Raw genomic sequence first — 22,199 nt, forward strand, 5'->3', positions numbered from 1 at the left:
ATCTATGATTAAGAATTATATCAGTTTTTTCAGTTTTAATATTCTTCGTTTTAAATATTTTTCTATTTTTTTATCTAAAAAATAAATTTTGTAGTCTAAATCCTTAGTTATATTTTGAAACAGTACCAACAAAAAGATAAAAGAAATCTTTTAGGACTTTTGGAAAAAAGATTGACAGATTTTAGTAGCTAATTAAAAATCATGGTAAACCGCGTCAACTTTGAAACACCCGATAGATATGGTTCAGGGTTTGCTACAGTTTGGTTTCCAATTGGATGAAAATTGGCAGGTATATAAGTTTCTTTAAAAGTTATCGATCAAGAATCTCTAAATCAATAACTTTCCATTTACTACCATCATTAATAACTTTTATCTTACCAAAGCAATTGCTTTTTATTTCGTGTTTTTTAAGTAGGAATTGAGGTATATAAAAGTCACCCATAAATGCGAAGTCAGGAACAAGAAATTCTTGATCAGCCTCATTTAATTCAAAATACTCTCTTGTACCATAACTTGTTTTGTATTTAAGTTCTATTTCTCCGATAGAGTCTTTTAATAAGGTATCATTTACTTTTTCTGTTTCGTTTACAGTAATAACCTTAAAGCGGACTATTCCCTTCTTCCTATCCTTTTTCGATAAAAGACGCACTTCGATAAAATCACCTTCATTAGGTCGTAATTCTGTTTCATTGAACCTTACAATTCCATCAATTTTGGAATTGACTACAAAATGGAATAGTGATTTGGAATGATTAACACCATCTACAACGGCTATCTTTGGCTCGATTTCATATATTGGCTGATTGTTTGACTCCTTTTGGATATTCACTAATTCAGTTCGGAAAGCATCACCATCTTTTTTCTGAATTCTTTTGCCAGATATAAGATCGTTTTTCTTAAAGTCCTTCGAGTTTGATTTAAAGAAAATTTCTTGGTTTGAGAAAGTTATAGCATGAATTACATTCTTATCCTGATTAATGTAATCAACAATGGCATATTCATTTTCAAAGGTTGACCATTTTTCTAATTCCGTGATTCTGTATATGAGTGGTTTGAATTGCTTGATTTTTTTTGAAGGTAACCAAGATCGTTCAGGGCCCTCAATCTCTTTTACGCTTTCTTTTAATTTAAAATTGAGTACATCACCTAAATTGATATTACTGAGATTTAAAAACTTCTTCAAGGGAGATATTTCTATTTCCTTTCCGTCTGAAAACACCCATCTTGTTCTTCCTTTTTTATCTTTGAAGCTATCAATATATACAAGTGAAATCCAAGGAAGATCATTGAAGGCGAACTCTTCAGACATTCCTTTGAGTTCTTTATACTTTTCAGTATTACTACCTTCTACAAGATTTATTTTTGATGTCAGCTCATCAAAATCAGCACCGATTTTCCACTGATTTTTTTGTCTATTTTCTTTATATAGATTTAGCTCGATTCCTGCCTCCTGAATCAAACTTTTCCTTTCGAAAACAACAGCTAACGCTAAACGCACATCCCCAAGGAAATCATCATTTTGTTCAATTAAAGCTGCCTTACAGAGCATTGACAAATGCAGATCTTCATTATTCTTTACTAAGCTTGAAAATTCGTTCCAATAATATGGTTTATCATATAATTCAAGTGCTAGTTTTTTATATATAGTGATTGATTTGTCAATATCTCCGTTCTTTTGATATAGGATCGCTAATTCTCTTTTTAGCCATTCATTTTCTGGACACTTATTTATACCTTCTTCATACGCCTGAATCAACCAGTTTAAATCAGTTTCTTGATTTGTTTTTAAATGCTCAAAAGCCTTTTTCAAAGCTTTTACACCTATGGACTTATAGGTTTTATCATCCTTTTCAACATCTTTCCAGTCATGCGAAGTAAGCAGGCTAGGATGCCACCCCTTGAAAAAATTAAAAAATCTCCAAGCATTTGCTTCTGTCATATTTCTTTCTGCAAGACTTAAAATTTTTGAATGCCATTCTGAAGCTGGAGCTATGGAATAATTCTCAACATAAAAATCAAAAGACTTCCATAGTTCATCCCATTGTTTATTCTTTTGATAATTGTAGGTCTTCCAAAAAAACGGTTCTCTTAATAAGTCTATCGTCTCGTAAGAGGTGAAACCCCAGTCTGAACTTTCAAGTTTAACCTTATCAATAAATTCAGCAACATCAAATGAATAGTCTTTATCAATTAATTCTCTACAAATCCTAGATATAAGTGAGGGTATATTATTGCCTTCATGTTCAGAGTTTGTCTTATCCTCATATCTCAGATTTTCTGGTCCCCAAAGGTTGAAGAAGTTCAATAAATTAAAATCTGAGTGCTCTTTAGAATAGTTAAGCCCAAAGTTTAAAATCATTGAATGGAGCATTGAAGGTCTATCATTTTTAAGATTCATATAGTCCCTCAAATACGTGCGTACACTGACAGAATCAAGCGTATTAATTTCAGATTTTATATAACGGTAAATTATCCATCCATAAGATTCATGATGCATGGGTTTTAATTTACCTGATGCTATCAGTTGTTTCATCAGACTGAATGCCTCTGAATGTTTGTTCGCTTTACTTAATTCTTCTGCTTGCTTTATTTCTTTGTACTGAACATCAATTTTAGGTTTTAGAAACTGTATTTGATTTGAAATTATATCGTCTGATTCATAAAAATCAATTTGTAGAAGCTTATTATAATATTGTTCTGCATTACTAATATTTCCCAAAGAAATGAACTCTTTTACTAGATCAATCAGTACCCATGCTAAAGCTTTCTTAGTCCATTCATCACCTTCACCGTTTCGGAAAATATTGTTAGCAATTCCGGCTCCTTCAAGCAACTTATTGATTTTAGATTGACCTCTTAAATCCTTTGCTTCCTTTCTAATATCAAAAACATCACTATTCTCCATGATTTGATTTTTTTACAAATTCCATCAACTGAACCCATAAGTTTTCATCTGAGTATTGCCTTGCAAGGATAGAGGTGAAAAAGCCATCACCATTGTAAGTTACATCAAAATCTATACTTTCATCATTTTCTGAAGAGACACTTACGAAGTCTTTATAAGGGTTTTGAATTATACTTTGAATAAAAAGTCCTTTTGTATTAAACTGTCTTTCCAATAGTTCATAAAACTCTCTTCTCCAAGAATCTTTAATTATTGAGAAGTCATTTAGTTTTCGATTCTTTACAAGAATATCCAGTACTAACTTGTTGAATTCTTGGTTTTTTCCGCTTTGTATGGTAGGTGCTTTTACTCTGAGCTTTCCATCGTAATAAAATCTGATTTTAACATCATTAGTACCATCGGAAAGTGTATAGACTTGCTGATAATTTGGATGCTCTATGGCTTTAATAGTTAGATCACTTGAATAAAGCTTGTTTTCAACTGTTTTATAAAGCCCTACAACTAATTCTCTATTATCAGAATCATTCATGTGTATTCGATTCAGAATTTCATTGTCGGAATCTGTCAGTTGCTTATTCTTATCAATTATGACGTAGTAATCTTTTTTTGTAGCAGAATCAATAGCTATATCTTTAAACTCAGTCTTTAGAGTAGGCGATATGCCCTCATAATTCAATAAATGAATTTTCTCTTTTGCTCTTGTAACCCCTGTATATAACCATTTAAAATAAGAAGCATTAGCTATACCACCATTCCAGTCAACATTGAATATTACGTTATCCCATTTGTAGGACATAGCTTTATGAACATTCATCGCCCATCCAAACCTTAACAATGCAAGGTTCTTTATTTTGTAATATTTGGATGAAGGGTTTTTCATCAGTTCCCTTTCCAATTCAACTCTGTATTTTCTTTTTATTTTATTGGTCAGAACCCTTAGCTGTCTTTCTGCGGCTTCCAGTCTTGTTTTAACTTTTTCTCCTGAATCAAAAAGCTTTTTCAAATCTGATATTTCTAACTCTTTGGATTTGTATTCTTCAGAGTTAATTAAGTTTTGGAATAGTGAAGATTTCTCAAAAGGATTTTTCTCTTGTAGAATTTTTAATTCTCTGTTTAGTAAAATTTTGATGGCAATGGTTTCATCTTCTGAGAGTTCTCCTTTGGGATTATTTCGATAATTTTCAAGTGCTAAAAATTCAACAGTAGCCCCTTTTCCTAAAAGTTTTACTGTTAACTCTCTTAATTTGAGTTCCACAGTTTTACTACTCTTCAATTCAACTTTTTCTATCGAAGTATCTCCACTTGATTCGCAAATAAAAAATTGACCATTATATACCTTTTGAGGCTTCGAGAAGGGGCTATCAACCGCTTCAACACTGATATTGTTGTTTAAAAGAAGTAAGTCACCAATAGATAAGTCCTCACTGTTTTGAAGGATGACTTTTTTAATCCATAAATTTACTTTTTGCGACTCTTCATTTGTGTAGGTCAAAAATTTGACATCAAGCGAATTATCAAAGTATTGCTTTATTATTGACTTAACCTCTTCCTTTTCGGTGTGATAAAAACTCTTGAAAAAGCTGAATTCCAGTCTATTAAACAGGTTTTGACGTAAACCTGACACGCAAGAAAGTGCATTGTCCAAGATTATATTTCTATCAGGATTATCATCTAATTGAAAAGCTCTTACTGGTAAATCGTATTTTTCATTTAGGTATGTGGTTGACAATGGATTTTCATTTGGTTTACCCAATGAAATTTGATAGCAATCCCCTATAAAAACGACCTTTCTTTTTGATTCACTTACGTTCAGGAACTTTATGAAGTCTTTTAGCAAATAGCCTGAACCAAACCTTAAATCCATGGATTGGTGGTAGCTATCTGAAATTAATTGAGATTCATCAATAATAAACAGTGCATTTTCTTCATTATCAGATTTCTTCAAGGGAACTATATCAATTCTGTTCTGAACGTTGTCATCTTGTTCTTTATCATCTTCACCTTCTTCATGTTCTGAAATTTGATTACCACCATATATGTAAGAATATAGGCTGCCTATATCATCAATTTTACTAACAAGATTATTGGCGATTCTACTTGATGGAGCTAGAATTTCAACTTGTGATATCCCGTTTTCAAATGATAAATCTTTTAAAAATGGAATCAAATGTGTCTTGCCACTATTAGATGTACCCTGGAGAACAAAAACTCTCTCTTCATCTTCCTTCAAAAAAGAACAAAACTCGCTAAGTGCAGATTTCTGATCAATTCTTAGCCCCTCAAAGTTGAGTTCAGATGATTTGTTGATGTATTCAAATGTTTTACCATAAGATTCTTCTAAATCAAATGTGTCTGCTTCAAAAACGTCCAAGAAACTTTGAAATGAATCTCTTTTTAAGTTAACCTCCTTATCATTAACATCAATGATGTCCTTGATCTTTTCTAAGTAGTTTCCATTATGAATGATTTTGAAATTCACTTCATCTTCAGGAGGAATCCCACCGTTAAGATGGATTTCTTTCTGAAAACAGACAATTCTAACTGTGTGCCCAGGATTGAAGTAGTTGTCTTTTGGCAGTTTTGATTCTATACTTGACTTAAATACATCATAAAATCTTTTGCGTTGTGTTTTAAGTTGACAATAAGGGTTGATAGAACTTCCTCCTTTTACCATTTCTCCGTTACTGTCAGTCCATCTTCCATAAAGGAAATCGGATGTTCTAGGCAAAGTGATTTCCCCACCAAAATTTTTGAAATCTATAATACAGACAACATTTTGTGTTATTAGAAGAGCGTCAATTTGCAACCAGTTTTCAACAGTGCATTCAGAATTACCAACCAGTAAGCCGTCCATATTATATTTCTCAAACATTTGAGAAAGATTCTTTGCAAACTCCCTAAAAAACGAGTTTTCGTAACTTTTTGCTGCTATACCTCTTCGGACTTCTAACATAAGTATCAAATTTGGAGGGTGATCAATGAAAAATTGTCTTTAGCCTCGTCCAATAAGTGTTTCTCAATTCTATTAAACGCCTCCTCGTTTGAATCAGAGGTGTTTAAGATTTGCTGTAAATGAATACCATCATATAGGTCATGAACTCCATCAGAACAAATCAAGAACAAGTCAGAACTATCTAAATTTTCCTGTGTGAATGATTCAATTTGAGAATGTTCAACATCTCCCTGAACGGAACGAGTTACAACATGCTTATACTTGCTAATTTGTTTTGGATCCTTGATTGAGCCATTGCTTATCACCTCATTCATCAAGGTGTGTGAGGTAGATTCTTTGATCAGTCGGTTGTTTTTGTAATGAAAGATTTTCACGTCTCCAACCCAAAAACAAGTGGCTTGATTGGCTTGTAATATGACACCACCGACAGTTGCTCCAACTTTACTATTGTTCTTTTCTCGGAGCTGTCTTATTGCAAGATTAGCCTTGTTAATTGCTTTTTGGATTTGTACTTCATTTATAGATTCTACTGTTGCTAAAAATGTCAATACATTTTCAGCAACCAATTTTGCTGCAATTTCACCATACTCATAGCCACCCATGCCATCAGCAATAAGGTGTAGATAAGTTTCAGGATTTATGTTTTGAACCAAAACAAAATCCTGATTGACTTCTCGTTTACCTTTATGTGAAAAAACTATTGACTTCATTTACCACCTGTAGCTTGAATCGTTCCTCCTCCATGTTTGGTTACTCTAGGTCGAGTAGAAACCTTAACAGGCTTGGCAGTTATACTTTTTTCCGTTGCCTTTGTAGCCCACAAAAAGCCTTCTCCTGGAACTAAGACACTCATGTCTGCTGCACTCAATATTGATAATTGAGTGATAGATTTTTGAATATGCTTTAACCATTGAGGGCTGTTAAATTTATGAAGGAGAACGACCGAACTTAATTCAATGATTTCATTTGGTAAGCTTGGTGGATCCTGACTGGCAATCATGATACTTACTCCTTTGTGCCTCATTTCACGTATAGCCGTAACAATATTCCCTGTAAGGTCTTTATTGTCCATGTATTTATGAGCCTCATCAAACACAATAAATTTGTTAAAATGAGTACCATTTACATTTTTAACAGCAGAGAAAATATTTAGCATAATAACAAATAGTCCTAAAGCTTCATCTTTAACGATAAACTCATCACGTAAATCAACAATAATTAACCTACCGGGCTTTAATGAATCACGCAGCATAAAGCTGTCATCTATGTATTCTCTAGCAAAGCTTAGCTTTTGACGTGCAAGTGCTTTTTGTGAATTGGAAAGCAATTCAGATGATTCTACACTATCGGTAATACCATCTATTGTGATATTTCTTCTGTGTTCTTTCATTATTGCTTTGAGCTGCTTGATATATGCAGAATCATTACCAACAGCACCGAGAATAAATAACCAATCTTGTACATTCAGCTCTTTAGAATTAAATGCTATTGGTAATACTTCAATTGATGGATATTCCGCTTGTCTCTCTTCAATCTTATCTTTTGGAGTAAGGATTATCACATCTTCAATATTATCCGGCTCCGCACCATATCTCTCTTTAAGCTTGTGGAGTTCTACTTTCTTATCGTTTGGATAAATCATAGAAGTAAACTCCGGCTCATAATCCATGCTTTCGCTATAATGGAATATCACTCCTGCTAGTGGGGCAGGTAATTCATTCACCTTACTGAATTGCTTCAATACCATTTCTGATATTGTTCCTATGGTATAACTTTTACCACCACCTTGTACACCAAATAAGCTGATTGTATTGGTTTCACTAAGGTCTATCGCAATCTTTTTACTGTGAAGACTTTCACCTAATATTCCGTATTGACTACTAGGGGAGCTTTTTCCAATTAAAATATCGTATTCCGGGCTTTCGTGATCAGGATTAACCGATACTTGTTCTGATATAGGTTTCTCCTCAATTTCTGTTTCTTTTATTTCAGATTCGACTGGAGTAACTGTGTTTTCAACAACAGGAACTTCAATATCCTCTTGTACTTCTTCTTTAGCCGGTTCAGGTTCCTTTGATTTGAACTTTTGAATGAAAGGCTTCAAGGTTGTGTTTGTACCTATTGCAGAACTTAATTCTGCATCTAACTCATTGTCTTCTAGTCTTCTTGTATTTAAATCAGAATCCGGATCAAGAATTTCTTCAATCAGCCTTCCTCCAAAAGTGAAGAAAGTTAAATCATGATCAATAACTTCTTTGTGGTGCTTTCTTGGGGCTGTGAAGTTGAATATCAATCCTAATTGATTGAATTTCAGTTTAAACCCGGCATCAATATATTGTAAAAAAGCAAGATAACTTTCGTATGCGTTTTCGCTTAAATACTCATAACGCTGAGCCCTTTCTATATAGAAACTCAAAAGGGATTTTAATTCTTTATTCTTAATCTCACGATCAAGTCTATCCATTGATAAATGATACTCAGGATCAAAGTGTATTCTTAATGCTTCAATTGTGTTTTCGATTTGCTCTCTCATTTTAACTTTAAGCTCATCGCTTTCTGTTTCACCGAGAGATTTTCTACATTTGATTTCAATAACAGTAATGGCTATTTCTCTTTTATCAGGGTTGATAGATACCAATAAATTATCAGCTCGGCTCTTATTTTCTGAAGGAAGGTTGTCAAATAGATTTTGATGTAAATCAATCGGAATCAAGAAAGCTTCTTCTAACAATCCTTTCTTTTCCAAAACCCTTTTTGTGAAAGCAGATCCAATCACCTCAAAAGCTTTGTTTTTAGTAGAGTTTAATTGAAGAACTAAGGAGCTACTTACAGCTCTTAAGTCTTCAAGAAGTATTTTGATTTTTTTCTCGTCTTCTGCCTTATGAATGTCTAGATCAAACTCTTCAAAATGTGGTCCGAGTAAACCTAAAATTTCAGATGTCGGTCGTGTCGTTAAATAGGATGAAATTCCGGATAATTCTTCTCCTGGAACATAATCCAACAAGAAGGGTATTTTGCCATCTTTTGAAGGCTGATCGAATATTTGTGGACCTAGGTTCTTATCAAATGTAATAACCCAGTCAGAATAATCATGTAAATGTGTTAAAAGAACCTTGTCTCTATCATTTAAGCGTAATTGAGTAGAAGGAATAGATTCTGTATGTTTAGAAGCTAATGCTCCTGCAATAAAAGATTGTATATTGTCAAATAGGTCAATTCCTAATTTACCGCTTCCCTGATAACCAATAGGAAGCTCATTTCCTCTAATAAACCTGTTCCATTTGATTTGGCTACCATTTTCATCAACCGTAACAGTAGATCCTGTTAATAAGCCATTTAGATAGAAGTTTCTATCATTTTTATAGGGTTTAACTAACTCAACTGTAATTGGGAATGGACTAACCAAGAAACTTAAATGAGCTGTAAATTTTGAAGGCACTTTTAAGTAATCTGAAATGCTATTGATTGAGAATCGAAGCTTTGGAAACAATCTATTCTTAGATGGCTGAGAAAATGCTTCTGCTTCTTCCGACACATTAAATTCAGGGTTAATCAGGTTTCTTAATGCTTCACCATGCTCAATTATCCTGTCATCACCTTTAAATATTCTTACCTCATATTTTACAGATTTAAACGCTTTATCACGTTCCAATTCAACAAAGGCATCTGCAAAAACCGAAGCATCACCAGAGTTGATAAGGTTAATAATCAGTTTGTCAGTATATGGATGTTGAGCGAAGTAATTTTTAATATGCCTAACAACTAGCTTTTGGCTAATATCTGTTTCAACATAATTGTCTTTGGTTACATTGAAGAGCTGGCGGAAATAATGTTTCATTTGTCTTGAAACAGATGTCATTCCGTTTTTTGATTCGTCTGCTAAAACATTCAGGTACAATCCCCATCCGTAAGCCAGTTCACCTGAATAATGATAGCTTTTGAATGAGTTAGGCTCCACCAATACAAGTGGATTGTTTTCAGGAGATAATTGACCTTCAAAGAAAAACTCTAAATTCTTTGTCCATGAATCTTTATATCCTGGGTAATCCTTAGTTTTTTGTTCCCAATCATTGAATAGCTCCATCAATTCAATAATCCATGCTAATCTTAGCGGGTGCAATGGAGAGAGTAATAAAGCCTCTGTAGTTTGTCCATCAGGAAGCTTGGTTCTAATTCTAGCTACATCCAGGATTTGAAGCTCTGTAAGGAAGTGTTGAATATTACTTTTCTCTTCGGCACTTAATTCGTCACTTGAAACTTGATTTTGTAAAGAAGTAGTCCACTCGGTTAATTTCTGAACGTAATCTTTAATGATTTGATAATGATTGAATAAATCTGCTGTTTCAAGAACACCATCACCATTTTCATTCGATTCTTGAATTGCTTTAAAAATCCCCTTACGCAATTTCAATACAGGATTGGGAATGATGCTAGTTAAATCACTTTCTACAAATTTTAACGATCCAAAGCCTACTGCTGCTGAATTACTTTTTAATGAACCTTCCACATAACCAAATGATTCACTGTGTTCTAAAAACTTATTTTCAATCCCCCTCAACTTTGAAGAAAGATTAATCTGATAATTATGTCTTTCAGAATAGTTAATGTGGAAGGTAGATGTATGCTTGGTTATATCGTTTAACCAATTATTTGAATTTTCTGATGCTTTCGGAATATCAGCTTCGTCCTCTGATTTTATCTTTTCAACTCTATATTTGAAGTAAGCTTGAAGAACGTTGTTAAGCTTGTCCTTTCTTTGATTTTCGTCTTTTTCGACATTTGGATCAACAACAAAATCGAAGTCCTCAGAATCACATGTTAGTTTATATTCAAATGAGTTCTTGATTTGTCTTATTTTATTTTCTTCCGTTTCATTTAGAATTGCCTTTTCATAGGCTTCTTGAATTTTTGCTTCTTTAAAATCATCGTCACCGTTCAGAATGTTTCCAATCTCATCTTCGGCTAGAACCTTGAAAAAGTAAGAACCTTCTTCTACATTGTTAGAATTAAGATCAATCGTTATATCTCGATATGGTCGAGTTGTTAATGTATTTTTATGTTTCTTGAGAACAACAACTTCTTCGCCTTGACCACCATCAACAGCCATTAAGATTACTCTGAAAAACTTCAAATCAGGTATATCTTTAGGAGGTATGTTTGTTGACACTCTTATTTTTATTTTAGCTGTTTTAGTTTCTTCAGTGTACAGTACTTTCTTACCTTCTTCTTCTTTAAAATCTTTTGAGTTGATTAAATCTATTGTTAGTTTAACCTCATTAGGATCAGGTATATCAATTGACCAATTGGCAAAGTTTAAATGTTGATAGTTTGCAAATACTAATCGGCAAATTTCATCGGCATTTCGAGCTTTATTTTCTTGTTTTATCAATCTTACAATTTCTTTTTGTAAAGTATTTGGCTTTAATGGTAATTCTGCAATTCTATCATAGAGCGGTTTGCTAAATGAACTTAAAAGCTCAATACTTTCAAGGTTGAAATTCAATCTGGAACGAACCTTTTCAGGCTCTACAATTAATCTCTCGTCCGGCAGTAAATTGAGCAGATAAATATTGTTTCCAACCGCTTTATTTGAATATCCTCCTTCTTCAAGAGCTAGTAAATATTTAATGATACTTACAGTACTTATTGCCGTTGAATTAAGGTATTGAAGTATTTCGCTCTTGATAAGGTGAGCATAATCTTCCGGTATTTTAGATATGAGCTCTTCCTTCAATTTTTGCTCAATTCCTTCAAGCGAAATTTCTTTAAAAGTGGCATTACCATAAGAATCTTCTGCTGCTGTTCGGCTGTTTGAAGGGATTAAAACTAACAAAGGAGCTTCTTGCTTATTTCTATATTCTACTAGCTTGGTAGCAGAAATAAATTTATCACTACCGTTACTTTCTTCAGATACAATGAAGGTATCAATAGTAGGATATTTATCGTGGATAATATCCCACAGAAACTCTAATTCATTTAATCCTAGACCTGTAATTTTCATACAATGCCCAGGAATAGCATTGCTCAAATCTGCCTTGTGCAATTCAAGGATCAGGTCAATTATTCTCTTGTAATATGTATTTATTGTCTTTAGCATTTCCATTTTACTGAGCGTTTAATTCGTAGCGTGGTCTAATTCTTTGAAGGATATAAGCATCACTCAGGTCGTTATAAAAACCAATTTGACGGAGCTTCATTTTAAACGCCTCCATATTTTCTTTGAAGGCTAAATGTGTTTGTAAATCTGCATCAGCAAATCGCTCTTCATTTAGTCCGTTAATAACCAATCCGTATCTATCTCTGATATTCGACACCAACTCTTCAATAGATAAACTTCTTGTTTGAAATTGACTATCTTTTGATTCTAGTACTAAGATTTGAACAAGGGTTTCAAGCAATCTTGTGCCCAAAACAAATCGCCTTGGATGCTTTTTACTTCTACCTTGTGCCATGAAACCTCTTTCATTATTTTTTTGAGAAAGATTGTCTATTAGCTGAATATGAAATTTATATTGGTAATTACCTCTTACTTTTAAAATAAGCTGTATGTATTGGTCAAAATAGGTATCCTCATATTTCACCATATCCTCAATAAGAAGCTTATCTTCTTCTTCCAATGAGTTGTATAAGTTATCCCATTGGGTTTCAAAGTAGATTTCAAAATCCGTAGGTTTTTCTTGTAAAATCTTCAAAGCTTTAGTCAGATTTTCTGAATTGGTCTTATCCAGTTTTAACCTTCTTAGAGAAGCATTTACTTGGAAAGTAGATTTCACATAGTCGTAAATGTTGTTGGTTAAACTTTCTGCATCAGTAGCAGATAAGCTGGCAACTTTACTTTCGTAATTATCAGTTGCATCTAACACAATGTTCCAATCATCGGTTATGTCTGTACCGCCTGATTCTACCATTTTTGGTAAGAAATGAACCAACTTTTGGATATATAGCGACAAGTGGAATGAGGTGATTGTTTTTAAGTAATCAATCAGTACATTTCTTGGTATCAATCTTTTGTAAACCAATAGCCTTCTTACATCATCACAAAAAAGTTCGGCTTGTTTTTGTAGGATAGGTTTAATTTGATTCAGAGCGGAATTACTTTCTAAAAATTCTCGTTTTACTTGCTTAACTATATGCAGCATAGCTAAGCTATCAACGTCAAGTTCATTACTCAGATTAATCTTGTTAGTAGTTTGATCCCAACCTTCCATCAAGAAGTTTTTCAGGTCTTCTTTTACAGTTGGATTAGCTCCTAGCATGAGATATACCTGATCTGCTGTATTATAATCCCTCGTATTCGGTGCATTTCTAACTTTATAGCTTTCTAGATGAATAGGACGTAGAGAAGAGATTTTTTCCCTGTCGATATTCCCTCTGTAAACCATGTTAACAAGATTACTTCTTATCCAAGGTTCAACAGCATCAGGGTTATCTGAAAAACCTTTTAAAACACCTTCTTCTTCTAATTTTTTAAATGAGTTCTTTAAAGAATCTATTTCTATAAAGAGATTCTTTCCTGAACGAGCTCTTTGTTTTGGACGAATACCATTGTGCTTTAATAACATGAATAAATTCACCAAGGTATTATCTATGTTTACCGCTTTTGCATCTGCGGTAAAAATCAGTTCATTTCTGAACAAGCTCTCTTCTTTATTTAATTTTATCGCCATAGTTATATCTCCATTGGTTGAATTTCAAGAAGGTTTTGCTCGTCTTTACTGATTCTAAAAAACTCCATGTTATCCTTAGTAACCACCACTTCTTTGTAACTTAGATTCTCCAATAAGTTTTTGAAGATGATCAACTCTACAAATTTCCCTCTTAGGTCATTCAATGATGGACTAAAGCCTTGCTGAATGAAATATAACATTTCATAAAGGTCTAAGGATATGGTAAGCTTAATGTGTTTAGTGTTTTTTCCTTTATGTCTAAAGGTCAAACTATCCGGTTCATACTCCAAGTAGTTCACCAAATGATCTGTTCTGTTTACAAACAACTCGAAATCTTTCAAATCAAACAAGCGGAAGGACTTACTAAATGGATCTCTTATTTCAGTAGAGGAAAGCACCAAATAATTTTGATCTATTCCCGGATTATCGCAACCCTCATTCAATGAAATAGCTCTTGAAATGCTTGATTTTGTATGATTGTCTGTATCACCTTCTTCCAATACCTTCACAAACTTAAATACAGAGTGGTAAGGTAGTCGTAAAAGGTATGAAGGAAGTTTTAAGGTTTCTTCTTCACCATTATTCTTTACATAGCCATTCTGGATGTTAAGTAATTCCGCTTTTCCTTCAAAGTATTGATGACGAACAAAGTTCTTTTGAATGGTCTTTATTCTTGCCACTTCGTTATCGTCTTGTTCATAGGTTGGTTTAATTCTTTCAATAGAATTAAATACCTCTAAAAGATTGATTTCCCTTTCAGCAAATTCGAGGTAATGTTTCGGTTGGTGTTTTCCGAAGAACAAATCTCTATCTAAATCAGGAATTGAGACTTCACCAATATCTGTTTCTCTTAGCAGTTTTATTAATCTATCCTGATTACCTGAATCATCAACCGAAGGGTTGGTGATGTTGAAGTAATAATGTTGCCAGTAATGCTCCGGTGTAGATTGATTTTGTTGGAACAAGCCTTCAATATCCTTACAATCATAATCACGAGTAAGTGTATAGGCTATGAAAGAACGTAAGTCCCTCATGGTAATGTGCAATTCTCTTTTTAGACTAGCTGTTCTTAGCAGCCATTCCATTCTTGTAATTACTTCTTCACCAGTAGCCGTATCATTGAATGAATCAACGTTGTATTTGATGAAACATTGATTTGCCAAGGAGCACTCTTCACATTTACTCCATAATTTCTTTTGGGTAAGGGCTTTTACTTGTTGCCTGAATAAACTAGGCTCACTATCAGTTTGGGCTCCGACCGATCGTAAATTCAGGTTAATAATCATTAAGCCTTCTGGTAGCTCGTGATGTCCTTCATTGTAGAAATAGTTCTCAATATGATCGTGAAGAGCTTTATGCTTTTCTGTGGTTTTTAAGAACTCAACCAATCGACCTTCATTGATGGCAATAATTCTTCCTTCTTTGGCTTGGTTGTAATTTGAAATATCTTCAAAAGGTTGAAAGAAGCTCTCCAATACTTCATTATTAGCTCTTTCATCTTCATCTTGCGAACCGTCGTAGTTACTTTCAAATGATACACCATTGATTTTGAATCGAGCTCCATTTTTATGACCAAAACGCTCTAATTGACTGATGTTTTTATCTTCTTCAATCTTTCTGATAAAAGCCGTTTTGCCATCTCCTGCATTACCTGTAATGATTAAAAGTTTGAATTGACCATCCAATATTGCCGGAATAAGGTGGTTATCCAGTTTAGTAGGTGTATAGGTTAATTCGTCATAAATATTGGTGTCGAAATTGGCTCTAGTTCCAGAGTTTCCGTGCTTTGACTGACTGTACAATGAGTTGATGTATTTTACAAAATCATCTTGCTTTTCAATTTCAACAGCCATTTCCACTTTTTCCTTTTTCCTTTCTAAAATGCCTTCTTCTCCAATTTCCAAAAGGGCATCCAACATTTCTTGGGCATTCTTAAACCTAGTTTCTGAATTTGTGCTAATTGCACGCATCAGAAAATCATTAAAATCATTTGATATTCTTGGTTCTAGCTCTATTGCATTAGTAGGAAAAGAACTCATTTTAGGAATTTTAACTGCACCCCAAGGGTACTGCTTACAAATAAGCTCATAAAGGGTAATACCCAATGCAAAGGTATCTGCCGACTTATCCCAGTTTACTTTGTAGTTGTCTGTAATTAAGTCTGGAGCTAAGTAAGGATTGGTTCCAACAAAGTCTTTATTGTCTTCTGCAAAGGAAGCTACATTGAAATCAATTAAAACAAAGCGTTCCTGATTGTCCCAAATGATGTTTTGTGGTTTAATGTCTCTATGTAATACCGATTTTGGCATATTTTGCATAGAAACCAAAGCACCTAAAATATCTTTTGCAGCTTGATAAACACGATAAATAGGAAGACGAGCATCAGTACGAGTGTAAATACTTAGGTTTTCGCCATCCAAGTATTCCATCAAGGTAAAGAATTGACCAGTTGGAGCAATTCCATTCCAAACAAACTTTACAATGTTGTTTTGATTCAGGTTAATTAGTGCATTGTATTCATCAGATACTGACTGAACATTTACGCTTTCATGGAAAAGCTTCATTGTATAGTACTTCCCTTGAATGCTGTGCTTTACCTTGAAAACCTTAGAATAACCTCCTTGACCTAATATTTCGTGAATTACATATTCACCAACACGATCTCCTTCTTTTAAATCGGGAGCTTCCGTTTGTTGTGGAGCTTTGGAAGGAGTAGTTTTTGAAGGCTGTTGCTCTGTTTGTGATTCCTTGATAGAATCATTGATAAAGTTTTCGAGTTCCTCAATGCTGTCAATACGTTTCATTTCATCAGTTAAAACCGTTTTTAAGCAAAGTTCATCTAACCATTTTGGAAGAGCCTTGTTGATTTGGCTTGGTAGCTTTTCTTCCAGTATTTGCCCACCCAATTTATCTAATTCGTAAGGTGTTTTAAAGGGTTCTTCACTGGTGAATAACCAATAGATTAAGACCCCAAGTGAGTAGATGTCTGATGATCGAGAAGCATCTCCTACGGTTAATTCTAATGGGTGATAAGGTGTGGCATTCATCTCGTTGATGGTTGCCATTACGGTATAACCCTGCTCGTTGTGATCAGTGAAATAAGATTTACCGAAGTTTCCCAAATAAGCATACCCGCTGCTCATATAGATATTGTCCGGATTAATATCTCTATGGTAAATATTTTCTTTGTGAGCTTCTTTTAAAGCTGCCATTACATTACGAAGAATACCAATTTTCTCTTGAAATGTGAAGGTTTTAGAGCGAGCTTCTGCACGTAGCGAGTTTTCATCTAAAAAGTCTGAAATCTCATAAAAAAGGTGATTTTCTTCGTCAATTTTAAACTCTACATTCAGGATAAATGGCTTTGATTTAATTTTATGTAGCGCCTTGTACTGATTTTTTATGGCTTCTTCACGTTTGCGAAGGTCTTCTAATGATAAGCCTAAAACTTGTAAGGAGAATTCTTTAACTCGTTTACGAATTGAAGAAGTAACCCCTTTAGGCTTTACCAAATACTCTATAAAGTTGGGCTCTTGTTGTAAAATCTCAATAATCTCATAGCCTTCAACCTCACGTTTTTCGTTGGGAGCTTTCTTGCTTTGGTTCCCAATTAAAAACTCAATAATATCTTTTTGAATATCGGCAATGTCATTTTCTAATTTCCCAACCCCATAAGGATCGGTAATGTATTCAATCAGTTTTTCATCGAGCTGAAAAGTGAGCTTGCCTGCTTCTTGCCAAAGTGAAGGTGTGTAGGTATTAGGGAACGAAAGCGTAACCATGTTTTGAATCCATGCTATTCCCCAATCGTATTCATGTTCTTTAAGTTTAGAAGCTAGTATGGCAGTTTTTTGACGACCAGTTCTCAGTGGATTATTACGTTGCTTGTCGTTTACATACCAATAATTATCGTCTCCTTCAATACGTCCTTTCCAATCTTTGTTTTCTATGTTGTATATGGCATGGGGAGCCACCACAATAAGGTCGTATTCCCAATATTGTGTACGGTTGTTGCGTGGGTTGGTTGAAGCAATTTCTACATTGGGAACCAAGTAATAGCTATCTGGAAGATTTACTTTTAAATAATCCAGCAAACGCTTTTCTCCAGCATTCACAACCGATTCAAAATAGGGTGGTTTAATTATTTTTGCCATGATTCAATTTCTTTTTCTACTAAGTCGATTGCTTCATTTTCTTTCTTTAAGCTTATAAACATTTTAGTATGAGCTTCTTTTATAACTCTATCTATATCGACCATCGCTTTTTCGTCCAATATTGGTACAGGAATTTTTTTGAGGAGATCTGGGATTGGTCTACAAAGCTTAGTTCCCGCTTGAGTTTTCCTAATCATTCTAAACCCATAATCAGTAGACAACCAACAATACAAATAACCGCTTGGAATTTTAGTATTAGTTACCATCCGAATAAACTCTCCTGCAATTAATTGACCATCTAGTTCTTCATTGACGAAAATGGTTCTACAAAATGTTTCAGATTCACCAAGGGTGCCAACACCAGCAATTAAAACCTCTCCGTATTGAGCTAGCTTGTTAGTTTTTACGAATGCACGAGCAAGCATTTTTCCCTGTTTTTTAATATTTAGAATATCACTTTGATTTATCAGTTTAACAGACTTTGGTGATTCTAGTTCAAGACGTCTGAATGATCCAGAATTGAAAAATCCCTTTGTGTCAATGCATTGAGAGAGTTCCATGTGTTTAATGTCACGTACTCTTTTTTCTATTCCCTCAACTCTCTTAGAATAATTGAAAGCATTTAAGGATGTGCTATTAAGTTCATTAATATTCCTTGTGAAAAATGATATTTTTCGGTCTTTAGGGTATGTTCCAAAATATTCATAATCATCAATACTAATTGGCTTCAATCCTGCTTTTTCTTTGAGTAGCTCCCTGGATGACTGAATCATTTTATTTGCTTCAACCCTTAACTCAGAAGCTTTAGAAATAAGTTCTTGAATCTTATTTTGAAAAGAATTTGGGAAATTAGGAATTGGTAAAGTTTCAAGATACTCTGGTTCAATATGCCTAATAACGGCTCCAAAGGTACCTTGGGTCATTAGAGCATATCCATACTTTGAAGATAAAAAAGCATATATAAACCCACTTTTCATTTTATCGTTTGGCACTACTCGAATTATATGTTCACTGGCTGTTTTTCCTTCAAATTCAGAAGTTGTATAATTTGTATTTCCAATTGTTCCCGATCTGGAAATTAGAATCCAATCCTTTTTAAGTTTAGAATCAGCAATATTCTTAGTTCTAGTCTTGGATATTAACTTAAACGTATCATGCTGCTGCTTGAGCATATCTGAGCTTCCCATAAATGGAAGGCCATAATTAGAATTTGAAACATAAACTCGTTTAGATCTACCACCATAGAAAATCCTCTCGGATATATCATTTAAACAAAGAACATCATATGGTGAAAGCTCAAGTTTTTTTCTCGTTACTCTCCCTTCACTCAAATGATATGATGAATCCATTCGGGAGCCTTTATCATGAATCCATTGAACATTCCCTATAATATATTTCATGATTGTAGTTCTCTAAATTTAATATATTCCCTTACTATCTCTGGTAGGTCATCATCCAATAATTTCAGCTTTTCCTTTCGTATACGCTCTTCGGTTCCTATCTTCTTGTTTTTCACTAGATATCTCGTCTCAATATCATATAGAACTTCGGCTCCATCTTCATCTCTTTTAAATACAGGAACACCACGTCTATCCTTACCTAGTTTTTCAGCTATTGCCATAAAAACCATATAATTTTCCTCTTTGTCTTGAGCAAGTTGCCTTTCTACCTCAGTCTTTTTTTGCAAGAATAAAAGAGATGACTGAACACCAACTTGTGGTAGAAATGCTTCAATAGCTAAATCAATGGATGCAAGAACCTTAAACCTATCTAGAATCCAATCCCGAACTTCCTTTGTTCCTGGATTACTCAGAATACCATCAGGCAAAACAATGGCTAGTTTACCTTCATACTTCAAAAAATTATAACAGGCTTCAACAAAAAGAATTTCTGGAGAGTCATTATATTGAGATAAGAAAAATTTTGAAGCTATTTCCTTTTCTACTTCTACCTTAGCTCCAAATGGAGGGTTGGTAAATACCATGTCAAACTTTTCACGAGCATCGCTACCATAGGCATTGTCTAAGTCTTTCATTTCGCTTAAACTTCGGCTAATGGAAGCGTTAATTTTCTCAATTTCTTCCGGGTGTTCCCAGTTGGGGTAAGCAAGGGAGTTTACATGGAAAATGTTGGCATGTCCGTCACCTGCCATTACCATGTTCATACGAGCTGCTTTTTTCAGGTCTGGATCAAAGTCGAAACCAAAAATGCTTCGTTCTGCATATTGTCTAATTCGTTCGTTTACTTCAATGGAGTTAAACTTCTCTGCCAATAGTGGTCCATCTAAATCAGGGAACATATTCGTAGCAATTTGTTTACGCACATGGTCTAATGCCATTACCAAAAAACCTCCCGAACCACAACATGGATCCAAAATTCTATCTGTTTCTGTTGGGTTCAGCATTTCTACCATCGCTTTTACGATGTTTCTTGGTGTAAAGAATTGTCCGGCTTCTTGCTTTAAGGTGTTGCTAACAATGGTTTCATAAGCCATTCCTTTTACATCCACAGAAGCATCTAAGAATGAGTATTTGGCGAGTTCTCCTGCAATAAAGGCAAGCCCTTTATCGGTTAATCCAATAGCTTCGTTACCATCAAATACTTCTGAAAAAACAGAATCAGATTTTAGCTCTTCAAACAAACCTTTAATTCTGTCTGCAACTGCTTTTCGTCCATCTTCGGAGTTTTGCTCTTTAACACCTACCCAAAATTTTCTTCGGTAGCTTTCGCCATTTTCAGCACAGATAAATCTTCGTTTTTCATCATAGAGCTTACAGAAAATCAGGTTGAGCAATTGCCAAAAGGCATCTTTCTTTCGCCCTTCATTTCCGTATATATAGTCATGTGAACGCTTAAATACTTTGATTAATGAATCGTTTGCAGGTTTTCTACTGCTAGAACGGTCTGCACGGTCAAGGTCGTCAAGTGTTTCACCTTCACCAGGAAAATCCGACAAGTCCACAAATTCATAGTCGTAACCCAGTGCATCATCTTCTTTTTGTAAGAAATGGTAGCTAGAGCCGTTTGCCCACAAACCGAACTCACAACTTTCCACAGCACCCATAGCATTTTCAAGTGTTGCAGGTAAACCTTTCTTTTTATCGGTTTCCTTAACCTTATCGTCCTGAACAATACAGATACGAATAATGTGGTCTTGCTCATGTGGTTTGCCTTTTTCAAAAACCACTAATTCCACTTTCTGCTTCTTCGATTTTTCGGTATCAGGATCGATATATTCAATTTTAAAATCTCGCTCCATATCGTCTAAGTCAAAACCATACTCTTCGTTAAGCATGATGATTACCGACTGGAGGTTAGATTCTGTCGGAGAAACTTTTTTAATTGCTCCAGTTAAAACACAAATCAGTTGATTGTCTTCTAATACGATATCTTCTTTTTCAATTACTTCTGTGGACATATTATTCTATTGATTTTATAAATTCATTAATCTCATTTCTTTTATCTCTTCGAGCAGCATATCGAAGTAGTTTACTTTGATTTATACTGTATTTTTTAAAAGCTTGCTCATACAGTTTTTTTATATCGAAACCTATAGGTTTCAAGTAATTTTCGTATTTTAACCATACATTCACTAACAAGCCTTCAATTGTTGGAGTAATGTATTCACCTAATTTGCAAAGTGGTGTTTCTGATACCAAAGGAGTGATTATAACGGCTTCGGTATGAGCCATTAAATATCTACTGATTACTTCTTTATCAGGTTGAAGGAAAGTTTGTTTACTAAAATCCAACATGTTTTCAAAGAGTGGTTCCAATTCTTCCTTTTTTGTTGAAAGGAACACCCAATACCTATCTACATTGGTTTCACTAATATGATTAAGCATTTGGGTATCCCACATGCTTAATTCTGCTTTGCAAAATGGCTTCATGCGATTGTAAAGTCTTTTTGTTTTAAGGCTGAAATCAGGAGTGTATTCTGGCTTAAACTCAAATGAGTATAAGCCTCTACCTGTTTGGTAAATTAATTTTTCTTTTTTGAGTTGATTGATCCTCCAAGAAATGGTGTTTGTTGATACTTCAGGGAAGGCATTCGCCAATACTTTGGTGATTTCTTTTGTGGTAATAATTGATTGATTAGCAAAATACTCCTTTAATTTCGATGCAAGTTCTGATTTTTTCATTTTTTATCAAAAATTCAAATCTAAACATAATATTTGTATATCAAATTTATGGCAAGTAATAAATTTACTTGCCATAAATTTGATTGTAGTATCTTCAAAGAATTAAATAATATGTTTTGAGGCTGATAGATTGTTCCTCCAAGTATTAAAACGGTTATATTAAATAGAGTTGTTTTAGTGTAACTAATTGATTATCAGTATTATTTTTTTTGATAAACCAAAAATGATATTGTATATCAAAAGAAAAAATCATAACTATATGATTATCAGTACCATAACAAGTATAATGCAATTACAATCAAGTTTTGCATGCTGAGAATTATGCTTATATACTGCGTAAAAAAGTTCGATATTTGTCGCATTCCTTGCAAAGAATGT

9 protein-coding genes are annotated in these 22,199 nt (G+C 34.0%); all 9 read right to left on the bottom strand.

The window, feature by feature from the left end:
- Nucleotides 1-310 precede the first annotated feature (310 nt).
- Genes OQ292_RS39795 through OQ292_RS39835 form a run of 9 tightly spaced genes read right to left on the bottom strand, consistent with a single transcriptional unit; the run spans nt 311 to nt 21,821 of the window.
- Complete coding sequence (locus tag OQ292_RS39795) at nt 311-2,905, bottom strand: tetratricopeptide repeat protein (protein WP_284689791.1); 2,595 nt, start codon at nt 2,903-2,905, stop codon at nt 311-313.
- Complete coding sequence (locus OQ292_RS39800; RefSeq protein ID WP_284689792.1) at nt 2,895-5,858, bottom strand: ATP-binding domain-containing protein; 2,964 nt, start codon at nt 5,856-5,858, stop codon at nt 2,895-2,897. The genes OQ292_RS39795 and OQ292_RS39800 overlap by 11 nt, the downstream gene beginning before the upstream one ends.
- Before the next feature lie 5 nt (nt 5,859-5,863).
- Nucleotides 5,864-6,568, bottom strand: a complete 705-nt coding sequence (locus OQ292_RS39805; protein WP_284689793.1) for a PP2C family protein-serine/threonine phosphatase — start codon at nt 6,566-6,568, stop codon at nt 5,864-5,866.
- Nucleotides 6,565-11,961: a methylation-associated defense system ATP-binding protein MAD8 gene (gene mads8 / locus OQ292_RS39810; protein WP_284689794.1), complete on the bottom strand. Its 5,397-nt coding sequence runs from the start codon at nt 11,959-11,961 to the stop codon at nt 6,565-6,567. The genes OQ292_RS39805 and mads8 overlap by 4 nt, the downstream gene beginning before the upstream one ends.
- 1 nt (nt 11,962) lies before the next feature.
- Nucleotides 11,963-13,525 (bottom strand): methylation-associated defense system protein MAD7, encoded by a 1,563-nt coding sequence (mads7, locus tag OQ292_RS39815; protein ID WP_284689795.1) that lies wholly within the window; start codon nt 13,523-13,525, stop codon nt 11,963-11,965.
- Between the two features lie 2 nt (nt 13,526-13,527).
- Nucleotides 13,528-17,679, bottom strand: a complete 4,152-nt coding sequence (gene mads6 / locus OQ292_RS39820; protein ID WP_284689796.1) for a methylation-associated defense system protein kinase MAD6 — start codon at nt 17,677-17,679, stop codon at nt 13,528-13,530.
- Complete coding sequence (mads5, locus tag OQ292_RS39825; RefSeq protein WP_284689797.1) at nt 17,667-19,079, bottom strand: methylation-associated defense system restriction endonuclease subunit S MAD5; 1,413 nt, start codon at nt 19,077-19,079, stop codon at nt 17,667-17,669. The genes mads6 and mads5 overlap by 13 nt, the downstream gene beginning before the upstream one ends.
- Nucleotides 19,076-21,097, bottom strand: coding sequence for a methylation-associated defense system DNA methyltransferase MAD2 (mads2, locus tag OQ292_RS39830; protein ID WP_284689798.1), 2,022 nt, complete (start codon nt 21,095-21,097; stop codon nt 19,076-19,078). The genes mads5 and mads2 overlap by 4 nt, the downstream gene beginning before the upstream one ends.
- Nucleotide 21,098: 1 nt before the next feature.
- Nucleotides 21,099-21,821 carry a DUF6577 family protein gene (locus OQ292_RS39835; protein WP_284689799.1) on the bottom strand — a complete coding sequence of 241 codons (723 nt, stop codon included), beginning with the start codon at nt 21,819-21,821 and terminating at the stop codon, nt 21,099-21,101.
- Between the last annotated feature and the right edge of the window lie 378 nt (nt 21,822-22,199).

The organism is Chondrinema litorale (genome assembly GCF_026250525.1).
GTDB classification, from domain to species: domain Bacteria; phylum Bacteroidota; class Bacteroidia; order Cytophagales; family Flammeovirgaceae; genus Chondrinema; species Chondrinema litorale.